The organism is Segetibacter sp., assembly GCF_025963695.1.
In the GTDB taxonomy this organism is placed as follows: Bacteria; Bacteroidota; Bacteroidia; order Chitinophagales; family Chitinophagaceae; genus Segetibacter.
The window spans coordinates 104,271-118,060 of sequence record NZ_JAOQAH010000084.1 but is presented as its reverse complement, the minus strand read 5'-3'; the positions used below and the strand labels follow the sequence as shown (position 1 = coordinate 118,060).

The window sequence follows — 13,790 nt, the reverse complement described above, 5'->3', positions numbered from 1 at the left end:
CTGTCCTGAATGTTTTTTTCGCAACACCTTTCCATTCTTTTACAGCAATGCCCCAAAAGTTTGCGACCAATATGATGAAGGCCATGTGAAGAATCCATGAACTCGCACCATTACCTAATTTACTCTCGCCCATGCCGTAAAAGAAAAACTGGAGAAACCAGGTTAAACCGGCTAATGCAGCAAAAGCATAATTTCTTAGTAAAGGCGTTTTCTCATTTGTATAATCGCCGAAAGATTTATTTCGCGCATTTAAGATCATACACCAAATAAAATTGGTTGTCAAGCCACCCCAAAGAATAACTACGTATGTGACATTGTTTTGAAAAAGGAACTCGCCCTGCGCAGGATGAACAGCCTTCCATAAATCGTTTGCTTTGTTAGCCATGTCCTTGCCTGCATCGATACCGAACGCAAAACAGGCGCTTAAGACGCCAGACACAATAGACACGAAAAGGCCCAATCCGAATTTGTATTCTTTATTTTCTTCTTCAGTTCTTCCGGCTGACAAATCTTTTTCTTTCATTACACCTGCCTTACCGCAAATAGCAATACCAAGAATGCATACCAACACCCCGAGCAATACTATTCGCCCCCACGTACTATTGATCATATCGGTAAAGGAATCTTTACCGGCCTTAGGAAAAAAATTATAATAAAAAGAGGGAACGAGTGCACCAAAAACCGAACAAAGTCCGAGGATAATAGAGCTACCTAAAGCCACACCAAGATAACGAACACCGAGCCCATAAGTAAGCCCGCCTATACCCCAAAGCAAGCCAAAAAAATAAGTAGCTCCAAGAATAGAACTGCTTGAATTACTAATGATTTCGGTAAAACCGGGAATCGTTAGCCATGCCGCAAGAGGAGGAACAATCAACCATGAAAAGAGACCGCCGATAATCCAGTAACTCTCCCAGTGCCATCCTTTCACTTTTTTATACGGTATGTAAAAGCTTCCTGAAGCAAAACCACCAATAAAATGAAAAATAACACCGAGAATAACTTGCATGTAAAAGAGTTTCGTATGGCAATTGAGCTGGCAATAAAAATAGAATTATGAATGATTGCATCCATCATGTACTATCATGCCTATTCAAAATAAATAAAATTTGTTAGGATAACTGAGCTGCTCCGCTTTGTTCCTGTTTTAAACTCCTCGCGTTTGTTGATGAGGAAATGACTAACCCCAGGTCAAACGCTCAAGCCGCCGGGCTTCGTTCTATCCTTACAACTGTATGCCTACGCCTGGCTAATACAAAAATTTTGTTTGTAGTAGCAGTTGAAATCTGTACGTTTGAATAGTATGCAGCCCAAGAGCTTTCCATTTAATAAACTCATTCACTTCGATGATTTTTCAGCGACACCAAAATACCAGCAGCTGGCAAATGCAATCATAAATGCAATCGACAACAGGAAACTGCAAATTGATGATGTGCTTCCATCGATCAATGAATTAAGTTCAGCTTTTGAAATTTCGCGTGACACGGTTGAGAAGGGCTATAAATATTTGAAGAAGCTTGGCATTATCGGATCTGTTCCGGGTAAAGGATATTTTATTAAAACTGCTGATGTTGAAAGAAAGATTAAGATCTTTTTGTTGTTTAATAAGCTCAGCATGCACAAAAAAATTTTGTACGATTCTTTTGTAAGTACCCTTGGCAATGCTGCCGCCATTGATTTCTATATTTACAACAACAGCTTTTCGCTTTTTAAAAAGCTTATTCAAAATTGCCGACAAGATTATAATTACTATGTCATCATTCCTCACTTCATGGAAGAGGCTGAGCACGCTTATGAAGTCATTAATACGATACCAAAAGACAAGTTGATCCTGTTGGATAAGATGATACCCGAAGTAAAGGGTACTTATGGCGCGGTTTATGAAAATTTCGAAAAAGACATCTATAATGCTTTAGAGGAAGCCCTCCCCCAACTTTCGAAATACGACACAATAAAAATAACTTTTCCTGAATATACCTATCATCCAATTGAGATCTTAACGGGTTTTAAAAAGTTCTGCCAGGAATACGCATTTAACTGTAAGGTGGTGCATAAGATAGAAAGCGAAACCATCAAAAAAGGAGAAGTGTACATTAACCTGATGGAGGATGATCTGGTGACTATAATAGAACGGATTTTAAGCTACAATTTTAAAATCGGCGAAGATGTTGGCCTTATCTCTTATAACGAAACTGCTTTAAAAAAGATCATACTTAACGGCATCACCACTATATCAAGCGACTTCCAGATGATGGGTCAAAAAGCTGCTGAACTTATTTTAAACAATTCAGTTGAACATATAGAAACAAGCTTCAGGCTTACCCTAAGAAACTCTTTGTAAAAGGAGGATTCCGGTTACAAAGAGTTTCTATATTCTTCAGCTTCACTTTTATAGTAATAGTTTTTTGTGAACCGACATTCGAACTTATCTCAATATCGTTGTGTCACTCACTTTTACTTTAGTATCCCATATTCAGCCTTCCATTATTACATCGCACTACGCGTATCTTGTTTAGGCTTTAACTCATATTCCTGGGGCGGAGTAGCGCCCAACAAATTCTTTACAAAATAATCCCAGCGACGACGGGTCATGTAATATGAATACTCTCCATAACCATGACGGCTGTTAGGAAAAATTACTAAGTCATAATCTTTGTTTGCCTTGTTTAACGCTTCCACTACCAGCAAGGTATTGTATGGAGGAACGTTGTCATCCATCATACCGTGTGCAAGCATCAATTTACCTTTCAGGTTTTTTGCGTAGTTCTGATTTGCCTGTGCTTCGTAATTTGATTTTCCATCAGGACCGGTAGTAAGCAAGCCGATATATCTTTCACCCCAGTCATCTTCGTAGTTGCGATTTTCATGGTTACCCGACTCGGAGATACCCACTTTAAAGAACTCAGGAAAGCGGAACATTGCTGCGGCGGTTGCGTAACCACCACCAGAGTGACCCCATATACCAACTTTATCAAGATCTATGTAAGGATATTTTGCAGCCAATTGTTTCATGCCGGTAATTTGATCGGGCAACGTATTCTCTGCCATATTTCCATAGCACACGTCATGGAAACTTTTTGAACGCAAGGGATTACAACTACCTTCAATAGCTACCACCACAAAACCCAATTCTGCAAGTGCCTGGTTATCTCCGTTGGCCACTTCAAAAGACCAACTACGGATACTTCCTCCTTGCGGTCCCGGATAGATATAATTAATAATAGGATATTTTTTATTGGGGTCAAGGTTTGACGGCGTAAACATTAGCCCGTATAAATCTGTCTGCCCATCTTTCGCCTTTACAACAATTGGAGTTGGCGGCTTCCAGCCTGTTGCTGTTAATCGGGAAATATCTGCTTTCTCAAGGTGCGATACCAGTTTACCATCAGTATTTCGTAACACGATTACCGGAGGTACATCCTGCTTCGAATAGTTGTCGACGAAATAGCGACCGGAAGGGGATAAAGTAACCTGGTGGTTTCCATCCTCTGGCGTCAGTAACGTAAGCCCTTTGCCATCGAACTTCACTTTGTATAAATGACTAAAATATGGGTTTCGCCCCTGTTCTCTTCCACCTGCTAAAAAGTAAAGTGTTCTATTTTTTTCATCCACTTTAAGCAACCTGGTTATCGTCCAATCGCCTTTTGTAACCTGGTTTTTTAGTTTGCCCGTTGCCGCATCATACAAGTAAAGGTGTCCCCAATTATCACGCTCCGAATACCAAATAATTTCGTTTGAAGCAGCAAGAAATCGCCAGTTACTGCTGCCTTGTCCGGATTCAAATTGAGTTGCTACCCTTTCCTGGAAAACTTCCCGAAGATTACCTGTTGCCGCATCTGCTATAAAAAGCTTTTCTTCCTTGTGATCGCGCGAAGTAGAGACGAAAGCCAAACGGGTAGCATCGCTATTCCATTCTACATCACCAAATTCATTTCCCGCACACGAGATGTCATCGCAAAGTGTACCACGGTGAGGGTCAGGTGGTAGCTTAAGACGAATTACTTTAGGATTGTCAATTTCAATAATTACTCTATGAATGGTGGCAACGTCCTTATCCCCCGGAAGCGGGTACTTCCATGCTTCCAGTTTTGGCTTGCCTACATTCGTAGTCACCAAATACATATCACTTACATTTCTTTCATCCTGTTGATAAGTCGCAATCTTTTTCGAGTCCGGCGACCAGGCAACAATCGGGCTCTCACTCCTTTTCCATCCTGCATTATCTGTAGCATACCCAAAGTTTTTTATCCCATCTGTAGTCAGCTGGGTTTCTTTGCTTGTCTCCATGTCGCGTACCCATAAATTATAGTTTCGGATAAAAGCTGCCCGTTTTCCGTCTGGTGACAACGACATTGCGCTAGATCTTCCTGAGCGGGTGGTGGCGGCTTCAACCGGAGCACTATTTACGGCAACAGTATTAGTTTCAGGATTATATGTCCAATTTTTCCTGGCTGCTGAAAAGGTGATCGACTTTCCGCCGGGTAAATAGTTAATGGTTGAAAACGGAAGGCGCCAGGCTTCAAACTTTTCTCCGGAAGCAGCAGAAAGTGCAGCGGCAAGTTTCTGGTGATCAAAAGCAGCACTTCGGGTACCGCGAGCAGGATCGACGATCACAAATTCACTTCCTTGTGCGGTTAACACCCTATACCAAAATCGTTCACCTGGCAGCCAGTTTGGTCGTACGTTGTTGTGATCAACCAGAGGGCTTGTATTGTAAGCCATCATTTTTTCTGCGCGCTGATAGTCTGCGGCGGTTAAGACTTTTGTGGTCGATGGTTGAGCTGAGCTGGTGATGTCAGAAAATAAAAACAAAACCAGCACTAAGAAACCTGGTCGAAAAAATGTAAGCATAAAGTATTATTACCTGAACGGATAAAGAAGTTTGATATAACTTTTAAAATGAGACAAGTTGAAATAATGCTGGTTTGAACTTGGGTAAGCTCACCAATTTATTTTCTTCTCAGCCATTGTTCGGGGTTTAGGAAAACACTATGTTCATTGGTTACCATAAACACCACCTCACCTTCACCCTCATCGTTAGATGCAGCACGCCCTATAACAGTTCCGGACTTTATTTCCTGGTCCTTGTTTACATTCACAGAAGATAAATGGCTATAAGAAGTAAAGTATTTACCATGTCTAACAGTAACCACCTGTTCGCCACCCAGGTCGAAAACAGAAGAAACCTCCCCATCAGCAACAGCTTTTACTGAAGCACCTAACGGAACTGCAATCGTTAAACCGTCGCTCTTACCTCTCAATTGCGTTCCGGGAATGGTATAAGATCCAAAATGTATCGTGGGCACACCTGCGTCTACCGGCCATGGTAAACTTCCGCGGCGCCCTTCAAAATTTATTGACAATGCTCTTCCCTCGTCAGTAGTTTCAAGATCACTATATACACGGTTAGTCTTTGGCTTAGTGGTAACCACTCCAACCGAGGGGTCATCGGCAGCCTCGGATTGAGCAGCTGGAGCTTTTGTACCAGCAGTATTACTACCATTGTTAGCCGCTGCCTGCTGTCTGGCCAACCGCTCCTGTCTTTGCTGTTCTGCCACTCTTTTTCTCCGCTCATCTTCGGCAGCTCGCTTTTGTTTTGCAAGCGCCTCAGCCTTCTTTCTTGCTTCAGCAAGTTCACGTTTGATAATTGCACTTATAGCAGCCTGCATTTGCCTCCTGTCATTTTCTCTTTTCCTGATCTCTTTGGCAAATTCATTCTCCTTTGTCTTCAGCTTGTTAACTTCCTCGTTCTGCTCTTTCTTATCAACTTCCAAATCTTTCAACTGGTTGTTTTGAACCTGCAGAGCCATGCTCTTTTCATTTTTTGTAGAATTTAAAGTAGCTATCTTATCACTAATTAAGTCCTGGGTTTTCTCGATGTTGGCAACCTGCTGCTCCCTGTATTGACGGTAACTTTTTAAATAAGTGATTCTCTTAATAGCATCATTAAAAGTTGATGCAGAGAAAATAAAATTGAGGTAATCGTAATTACTCCTGTTTTTATATGCAAAAAGAAGGCTTCTTGCATACTCCCTTTTTAGCGTATCCAGCTCTTTTCTAAGGCGGCTTATCTCAAGTGTATTTTTATAAATGTTATTATCCAGTATCCGCAGATCTTTATTAATATTTTGTATCAGTTCTTCACGGGCTGCAATTTTTCTTTTTACAAGATTATAATTAGCTAAAGACCGGTTTTTGTTATTCCTGATATTTTTTAAACTCGCATTTAAATCCCTGATCTCTTTCAATAAGTCCTGCTGTTTTCGCTGCAATTCTTCCTTGGTTTGTTGAGCAAACGACAGTACAGAAAATAAAGAGAAAAGAAACAGGAAAATTACTTTTTTGATCATGCCTAATTTTTTTTATTCCAGGTTTAACAATATAAAAAACCTACAATTATATCCTTTTATAGTTTCTAGGAATATTAAATGGAAAAGTCAAAGATTGATTAAATGAATATTGTTTGAAATCAAGATTGATCTCTAGCTTTGATTGTGCTGCAACCGATATTTTTCTTACAGTAGAAAACCAACCGCCTGTATCGTTTTTATAGTCACTATAGGTTATATCACAAGATCGGTTTCTATTGGCCACATTATCATCTAGCTTACTATGAAGTATTTTTAAGTCACTACTGTCAAGAGAAAGTAAGTGCTTAAAAATTCTCCCATTCATTAATATTTCTAGTTCGTTGTTTGCATTTACTTTGTTAGATACAATATTGCTATCAATAAAAATGGGGTTGCCAACAATAAGATCTTGAAGCGTAACAAAGTCTAAAGGAATTCCGCTAATTTCCTCCAGGTAGTTAATGCTTCTGTAAGCAATATTCTTCTTCTGAAAATTCATCATCTTAATGCTATCTCTCGTTATTAAGATTCGCGCGCCTTCTATACCGAGCGTAAACCGCAACGAAAGCCAAATAGTCGAATCTTTCTTTATGCGGATAAAAGCGGTTGCATTGCCGCCCTCTTTACCCTGTTGAAATTCGGCGCTTGCTTTTGCGCTAAAAGTGGAGAAGTCGATATTGTTTTTTAAAACCTTTTCAAAAACATCTTTTGTGGTTGCTACAGCCTCCGGTTTAATTACCGGCTTATGCGCTGGTTTTGTTTCTGCTTCAACAGCTACAGTTGTATCAACCTTTACAGCAGGTTGTTCAATATTTTGAACTTTTCGTGCAGTTCCACACGCACACATTATTATTGATAGAAAAAGAAAAATTGGTACAAGTCTCATTTTGCTGTTTTACTGTTTACCTGTATGTCCAAAGCCTCCCTCACCCCTTACTGTTGAGCTTATTTCATCTACCTCTGTCAACCGGGCAATCTCAACTTTCTGAATAACCATCTGAGCGATGCGGTCACCGTTGCAAATAGTTTGAGGCTCATTTGAAAGATTGATTAATACCACTTTCAATTCTCCCCTATAATCAGCGTCAACGGTACCAGGACTGTTGAGACAAGTAATCCCTTGCTTTATAGCAAGGCCACTTCTTGGGCGCACCTGCGCTTCGTAGCCTAACGGCAATTCAATAAATAAACCTGTCGGCACCAATGTCCGTTCCAAAGGGTTTAAAACTATTTCTTCTTCAATATTGGCTCTTAAATCCATCCCCGAAGACCCTTCTGTTGCGTAAGATGGTAGTGGGTTGGCAGACCTGTTGATTATGTTAATTGAAACTTTATGCACTTGAGGCAAATGTAATTACTGAGATTAAGAGATGATTTGTAAGTTATACAGCAGAATGTTAAAAATCAGCCTTACGAAGCAAGGCTGTGGCATAAGCAACCACCCCTTCTTCTCTGCCAACAAACCCCATTTTTTCAGTCGTTGTGGCTTTAATAGAAACATCTTTTTCTGTAACCTGTAATATTTCGGCTATTACTTTCTGCATGTCGCCAACATAAGGTTTTATTTTGGGAGCCTCCAGCGTAAGGGTAGTATCAACGTTTACCAGTCGATATCCTTCTATCAATATAAGGTCATAGGTACGTTTCAATAAAATCTTACTATCAATATTTTTGAATTCAGAAGACGTATCGGGAAAATGTACACCAATATCACCGAGGCATAACGCGCCCAACAAGGCATCGCAGATGGCATGTAACAAAACATCTGCATCGCTATGGCCTAGTGCGCCTTTTGTGTGAGGAATTAAAACACCACCAAGCCAAAATTCTCTGCCCTCAACTAATTGATGAAAATCTATTCCTGATCCTATTCTAAACATGTCTCCAATTTTTTAAAATTCACCCAATATCGTTTTTTTGCCAAAACCCTTAACCAAGGGGACTTTTTTAGCCCTTAGCTATCGCCTGCTATTAAGCTTCGGTTGCGTCGCACTCTTGTACTTTTTTTTCTTTCCCGGTCTTTTTTAAAAAGCCTTTACAATTTGCACAAACAAAAAAAGCGAAGGTAATGTACCCTCGCTTTTATGGTTGCGAATTTTATTTCATCAGTTATTGAGGCGTCGTAGTTGCGCTTCCGTTAGTATTGTTATCAAGATCAAATACAAGACTAAAACGTAAGGTGTTCGACAATGGGTTACGATTAACACCGTTACCAGACGGTACGAGATAAGAGAAATTTAAACCAAAAACATTGTATTTAAGACCTGCCCCAAGGGTAAAATATTTACGATTTCCTTTTAGTTTGTCCTCGTAGAAATAACCTGCGCGCAAAGAAAACTGGTCATTGTAGGTATATTCACCACCCACTGAGATCTGGTATTCTTTCAATTCGTTGCTAAAACCACCTGCATCACCAAAGCTGCTGAACCAACTTGATAGCACCGCTTTATTTCTGTAGATCTGTAATGAGCTGTCAGGATTATTAGATGCCTGTGGCGGTGTAGGAACCATTAATTTATTAATATCAAGACCTGCTGTAAACCTGCTCGTTTCATCAAGTACCCAGGTGTAAGCGGCACCGACGCCGAGGTTTGCAGGTATATAATCTTTTTGTTGTGCATCACTGGTATACGAAATTTTAGAACCGAGGTTACTTAAAGTAACTCCCCAGTTTAGTCCTTGTCCAGCGGTGTTTAACCCATTATGAAACAGTGAAAAGTCTGCGGCAACAGCATTACCTGTTTTATAAGAAACTCCATTTACCGCCTGCCCGCCTGCCAGGTTGCTGTTGATATAACGCAAGGCCACGCCTACCCCTAATTTTTCACTAAGTTTTCTGCTATAACCAAAATCGACGGAGAACTCTCGCGGACGAAATGACTGCAAATCGTTTCCGGCAAAGTCAGTAAACTGGATATTGCCAAGGCTGAAATAACGGATAGATGCTGATATAGCATTCTCGTCATCTATCTTATGATAACCCGCAAGAGATGCCAAATACACATCATTTAAGCCAAGGTCTTTTAACCAGGGAGTATAGGTGGTAGATACACTTGTACGGCTTGCGGCAAAAGGTGTTTTTGCAAGGTTCCAGAAGGCAGAATTAGCATCGGGCGTAGTTGCGATACCTACATCGCCCATACCACCTGCACGTGCGTCAGGAGAAATGCGTAAAAAAGGTACGGCTGAAGTAACTACATTAATTGTATTGTCAGTTTGAGACTTTGCTTTGGTAGCTAAGGAAAGAGCAAGTAATAGAACGACAGAAATTCTAAGCGTTTTTGGTTTCATCCCCACAGAATGTTTAAATTATTAATTGTAAAAATAGAAGAATATTCTAAACGTTGAAATAAATGTGCTTGTTATGCCAATGCCGCAAAACACATCATCGCATCTTTAAAATAAAAATCTTGAGTAACCTTCTATTACATACTTCTCTTAATTCGTTATTTAAACATCTAAACCCAAAAACGACCACCAATTAAGCTTGACGGAGAACCAAGTTTCAATCAGAAATCGAACAATAGTGTGGTAAAGACCCCATATATCCCGATACCGCTGCTTCAAATAAATTTTAATCCGTCTCTGGCAGCTCGTTTCAACGGTTGTTAATGAGCAAACATGAAACAAAGACGAGTAAAAATAAATAAGTACAAGCGAGTGACACAACGATGGCGCTGCATGTTATATTGCCTATGCCCAAAAAAGACATTTAAAAAAAAACTTATTTTTTAAAAAATTTATTGCCCGCTTTCCTTGTTTGTAAACATCAAATCTTTGTATTTATTATAAAGAAAAGAAGCCAGCAAAAGTAGTATTCCTAAAAGCACCAATACAATTGTTTTTGAGATGGTGGATAAAGAAGCCAGGTCGTAAAAAAATAATTTTAACAGCGTTGCGGCAAACAAAATGATGGCAGAGATGCGCAGGTGTTTTTTATTTTTTTTCATACCGATGAAAAGTAATGCCAGGGCATAGCCTCCACAAATAAGGCTGAGGCCCAGCTTGTATTGGTTCTGGTAGCCTGCCAGGTCCATCCAATGAATGAATTCGTTTGAAATAATAGCAAGTAGCATTACATTAAACACAGTGGAAAAGCCTCTCTCTAAATTGTTTGAAGGTTTGAACACTTTTAAAGCATCTTTTGCACTTAGCCACAGCCCCGCAACACAGGCAAAAGAGAGATACCGGATAATAAGAAGTGTTTTTGAAGCGCTCTCACCATTTGCGATATAAATCGTTCTAAGCTCACCAATATTACCGAGCCCGCCTAAAAGAAAGGCTACGCCGGGAAACAATGCTAACACTAATAACAGGTGATGAAAGTTTTCTCTTTTTACCTTTCTGCTATTAACAAAAAACCAGCAAGAAAGATATATGCATGAGAACATGATAAGTGTAAGAGACTGATAATGCAAAGAAGCTTTGTCGTTAGGGGTTATTGCTTTATCCCACGCAAAATGAACTTCGTTGTAAAAGGTAAAATATAGAATAGCCAAAAAAGCAAGCGGTAAAGCTTCTGAAAAAAACTTACCAGTAAAAGCACTTGCATCAGGTTTAAATCTAATAATTCTAAAACTCATAAAACCGAAACAGGCGCAAACAAAGAGTGAAAGCGAGAAGTTGACATTTACAAAAGGAGTTTTGTTATATGTGGCACTGTTTACAACAGAGGTTTGAATGAAAGGATAATTTTGAGACCAGTCCTGCAACAGACTTATTACTGAAATAATAACTACAGGCAGCGCAATTTCTAAGTACAAACCACGATGGGTGTTTGTTGCAACAAAAAGTAAAGCAGTGGCTTCAATTGTCCATAGAATAGTGACCCAATTTCCATCCAACTCTATTGGAATAGCGACTGTAATAAATAAAAGACCGAGACCTAAAATAAATTGAAAAACACTTTCATCTACTAAACGCAGCCGGTAAATAAAATAACCTACCGCCAAATGTATTACTGCATTAGCAATAGTGAACCACGTAAGACCGTGAACATTTTTAAATTCCTGCTGTATTAGAAATGCACCAATAAAGAAAAAAAGCAACGCGTTTAACAGCAATACGCCGATCTCGCGTACCTGGTACAATTCCTTTTTAAAAATTTTGTAGGAAAGAAAGGCAACATAAAAAGTAAAAAAGTTAATGGCTAAGAAAGCCATTCCGGCAGCAAAGCTTGCATCGGCTTTATCGTCTACTACTATTGAAAACAGGTAAACAAGCGCCGTTAAAAAAAAAGCGAGATGGTATATCAACTTCCAATCTTTCCGGAATGACAATAGTAAAAGGCCGAAATTAATAACAGAGATATAGGCCAATAAAATAAAAACATTACCATCCCCATTGCTCAACAAAAACGGGATGGCATAGGCGGCTACCTGGCCCAGAAATGCTATAACCCTTTGATTGTACCATAAGGCAATGGCAACAGCAACAGCAGTTGTTATTACCATTAACGCAAAGGCCGCAGCTACCGGAAACAATGCGTAAAAGCTATAGGCTATGTATGTAATAAAATAGGTAACGGCGAGTCCACCTCCAATTAAGACCGAACTGAAATATTCATATTTCTTCTTTAATCGAAAAGCAATAAAAATCAATACTCCTGCAGAAAGATACCCTGCCATTATTCGCATTAACGGGCTAATCAGCTCATTATCGATCGCGTACTTTGCGCCAATAAAAACACCTATGATAGTTACCAGGATACCGACTTTACTAATAACGTTGGTCCCTATAAAATCCTCCATTTCGTGGTTCACATGGTATGACTTCTTCTGCGGCAGTTTTTTCTTTTCCTCAATTTCGTGCGTAACCTGAAGTATGTACGGTGTCTGCGGCTCTGGCTCAAAAACCGGAGGTGTAAAAACAGTTTCACCCGGCTCTCGACTTTCTGTAGTTTCAAATAACGCTGCCCTTAACCCCTGCAATTTTTTTTCGGCCGAAACCATTTCCGTATTCATCTGCATTTGCCGGCTCCTCAGTTCCTGCAATTGGTTTGTCAGCTCGTCTAATTGCCTTTCCAGCTCAGTCATTAGTTTCGATTTTAAAAATCCGGTAGCTCATCAAGCCATTCAAATTTCCCTTGTTGAATATACAATCCAAAAGTTGATTTCCCATTCGTGATTACAAGATATTCAACCTGCAACGCGATGTTATAATTCAGAATTTGCTTTATAACCGCCTCGCTCAACTCCACGTTCATTTCCTTGCATTCGACTATCATCCATGGAGCAGCGTTTTTAAAAACAACAATGTCAAAACGTTTTTTTGTGTCACCAAGTGTTATCTCCCGTTCGACTGCAATTAATGAGCACGGATATTTTTTAACCTGCATCAAATACTGCAAAAAATTCTGACGAACCCATTCTTCCGGCGTTAACAAAACCCAAAGCTTCCGACATTCGTCGAAGATGGCCTCCTTCCCCTGTTCATCTTTTATCTTGAAAGTAGGGGTTGGATAGTTTATAGTAATCATTGAACAAAAGTATTTGCTAAATTTACAGAATCGGTTCTTTGGCCTTAGCATGGATAAAGATTGAAATCTGAAAAGAAATAATTATGAAGACTAAAAAAGACATTGTAGAAAACTGGTTACCGCGGTACACAGGCGAAAAACTCGCAAATTTTGGGAAATATATTTTGCTCACTAATTTCTCGAACTATGTAAAAATGTTTGCGTTTTTACACGATGTGGAGGTAGTAGGTCACGACAGGCCGATGCAATGTGCAACTGCCAACGGCATCACCATTATAAATTTTGGCATGGGAAGTCCGGGAGCCGCAACTGTGATGGACCTTCTTTCTGCCATTGAACCTGAGGCTGTTTTATTTCTGGGCAAGTGCGGTGGCCTGAAAAAACGAAACAAAATCGGGGATTTAATTTTGCCGATAGCAGCAATCAGGGGTGAGGGTACTTCAGACGATTACTTTCCGCCCGAGGTTCCCGCGCTGCCGGCATTTGCACTGCAGAAAGCTATCTCTACCACCATTCGTGAGTACGAAGTTGACTATTGGACCGGCACTGTTTATACTATGAACCGGCGTGTTTGGGAACACGATACAGAATTTAAAGAATATCTTTTACGCATCAGGGCTTATGCAATTGATATGGAGACAGCCACCATTTTTACAGTTGGGTTCTTTAATAAAATTCCTACCGGCGCATTGCTACTCGTTAGCGACCAACCTATGGTTCCCGAGGGTGTAAAGACCGAGAAAAGCGATGAGGCTGTTACGCAAAATTTTGTAGACAAACACCTGAATATCGGTATCTCGTCTCTAAAGCAACTGCAAAACGGCGGGTTAACGGTGAGGCATCTGAGGTTTTAGTGGCCGGCCCTAAACGTTGTTTATATAAATTTTGGGGGACCAGCCCAAAAACTATATTCGACATTGTTGTGTCACTCACTTGTACTTGTAGATCTAATATTCTACTCT

Annotated in this window: 11 protein-coding genes; 2 read left to right on the top strand and 9 right to left on the bottom strand. The window is 40.0% G+C overall.

Going from position 1 to position 13,790, the window contains the following annotated elements; genetic code table 11:
• On the bottom strand, nucleotides 1-1,009 hold a 1,009-nt coding region (rhaT, locus tag JWR87_RS14510), incomplete at its 3' end, for an L-rhamnose/proton symporter RhaT (RefSeq protein ID WP_297821328.1).
• Nucleotides 1,010-1,303: 294 nt separating this feature from the next.
• Between rhaT and JWR87_RS14505 the strand changes: the two genes are divergently transcribed.
• Nucleotides 1,304-2,341 (top strand): GntR family transcriptional regulator, encoded by a 1,038-nt coding sequence (locus tag JWR87_RS14505; protein ID WP_297821332.1) that lies wholly within the window; start codon nucleotides 1,304-1,306, stop codon nucleotides 2,339-2,341.
• A 146-nt stretch (nucleotides 2,342-2,487) separates the two neighbouring features.
• On the opposite strand, the gene JWR87_RS14500 is transcribed toward JWR87_RS14505, so the two are convergent.
• The 8 genes from JWR87_RS14500 to JWR87_RS14465 all read right to left on the bottom strand — a co-directional run bounded on the left by JWR87_RS14500 (nucleotide 2,488) and on the right by JWR87_RS14465 (nucleotide 12,828).
• The gene (locus JWR87_RS14500) at nucleotides 2,488-4,851 is read right to left on the bottom strand and encodes a DPP IV N-terminal domain-containing protein (RefSeq protein ID WP_297821326.1); all 2,364 of its coding nucleotides are present in this window, start codon (nucleotides 4,849-4,851) and stop codon (nucleotides 2,488-2,490) included.
• Between the two features lie 98 nt (nucleotides 4,852-4,949).
• A complete protein-coding gene (locus tag JWR87_RS14495; protein WP_297821324.1) occupies nucleotides 4,950-6,350 on the bottom strand; it encodes a peptidoglycan DD-metalloendopeptidase family protein in 1,401 nt (466 codons plus the stop codon).
• A gap of 46 nt (nucleotides 6,351-6,396) precedes the next feature.
• Complete coding sequence (locus JWR87_RS14490) at nucleotides 6,397-7,236, bottom strand: DUF4292 domain-containing protein (protein ID WP_297821322.1); 840 nt, start codon at nucleotides 7,234-7,236, stop codon at nucleotides 6,397-6,399.
• A 9-nt stretch (nucleotides 7,237-7,245) separates the two neighbouring features.
• A complete protein-coding gene (gene dut, locus JWR87_RS14485; protein WP_297821320.1) occupies nucleotides 7,246-7,689 on the bottom strand; it encodes a dUTP diphosphatase in 444 nt (147 codons plus the stop codon).
• Between the two features lie 58 nt (nucleotides 7,690-7,747).
• Nucleotides 7,748-8,230, bottom strand: coding sequence for a 2-C-methyl-D-erythritol 2,4-cyclodiphosphate synthase (gene ispF / locus JWR87_RS14480; RefSeq protein ID WP_297821319.1), 483 nt, complete (start codon nucleotides 8,228-8,230; stop codon nucleotides 7,748-7,750).
• Between the two features lie 229 nt (nucleotides 8,231-8,459).
• Nucleotides 8,460-9,641, bottom strand: coding sequence for a type IX secretion system outer membrane channel protein PorV (gene porV, locus JWR87_RS14475; RefSeq protein WP_297821317.1), 1,182 nt, complete (start codon nucleotides 9,639-9,641; stop codon nucleotides 8,460-8,462).
• Nucleotides 9,642-10,090: 449 nt separating this feature from the next.
• Nucleotides 10,091-12,385, bottom strand: coding sequence for a DUF2339 domain-containing protein (locus JWR87_RS14470; protein WP_297821315.1), 2,295 nt, complete (start codon nucleotides 12,383-12,385; stop codon nucleotides 10,091-10,093).
• A gap of 11 nt (nucleotides 12,386-12,396) precedes the next feature.
• On the bottom strand, nucleotides 12,397-12,828 hold the full coding sequence (locus JWR87_RS14465; protein WP_297821313.1) for a type I restriction enzyme HsdR N-terminal domain-containing protein: 432 nt from the start codon (nucleotides 12,826-12,828) through the stop codon (nucleotides 12,397-12,399).
• Between the two features lie 83 nt (nucleotides 12,829-12,911).
• Here JWR87_RS14465 and JWR87_RS14460 point away from each other — a divergent pair, with 83 nt between their 5' ends.
• Nucleotides 12,912-13,682 (top strand): AMP nucleosidase, encoded by a 771-nt coding sequence (locus JWR87_RS14460; protein ID WP_297821311.1) that lies wholly within the window; start codon nucleotides 12,912-12,914, stop codon nucleotides 13,680-13,682.
• Nucleotides 13,683-13,790 lie beyond the last annotated feature (108 nt).

Bases quoted from the DNA above. Each gene is read 5' to 3' on its own strand.
- JWR87_RS14505 (WP_297821332.1), top strand. From the start codon at position 1,304: ATGCAGCCCAAGAGCTTTCCATTTAATAAACTCATTCACTTCGATGAT.
- JWR87_RS14490 (WP_297821322.1), bottom strand. From the start codon at position 7,236: ATGAGACTTGTACCAATTTTTCTTTTTCTATCAATAATAATGTGTGCG.
- JWR87_RS14460 (WP_297821311.1), top strand. From the start codon at position 12,912: ATGAAGACTAAAAAAGACATTGTAGAAAACTGGTTACCGCGGTACACA.
- JWR87_RS14470 (WP_297821315.1), bottom strand. From the start codon at position 12,385: ATGACTGAGCTGGAAAGGCAATTAGACGAGCTGACAAACCAATTGCAG.
- JWR87_RS14465 (WP_297821313.1), bottom strand. From the start codon at position 12,828: ATGATTACTATAAACTATCCAACCCCTACTTTCAAGATAAAAGATGAA.
- JWR87_RS14500 (WP_297821326.1), bottom strand. From the start codon at position 4,851: ATGCTTACATTTTTTCGACCAGGTTTCTTAGTGCTGGTTTTGTTTTTA.
- ispF (WP_297821319.1), bottom strand. From the start codon at position 8,230: ATGTTTAGAATAGGATCAGGAATAGATTTTCATCAATTAGTTGAGGGC.
- JWR87_RS14495 (WP_297821324.1), bottom strand. From the start codon at position 6,350: ATGATCAAAAAAGTAATTTTCCTGTTTCTTTTCTCTTTATTTTCTGTA.
- porV (WP_297821317.1), bottom strand. From the start codon at position 9,641: ATGAAACCAAAAACGCTTAGAATTTCTGTCGTTCTATTACTTGCTCTT.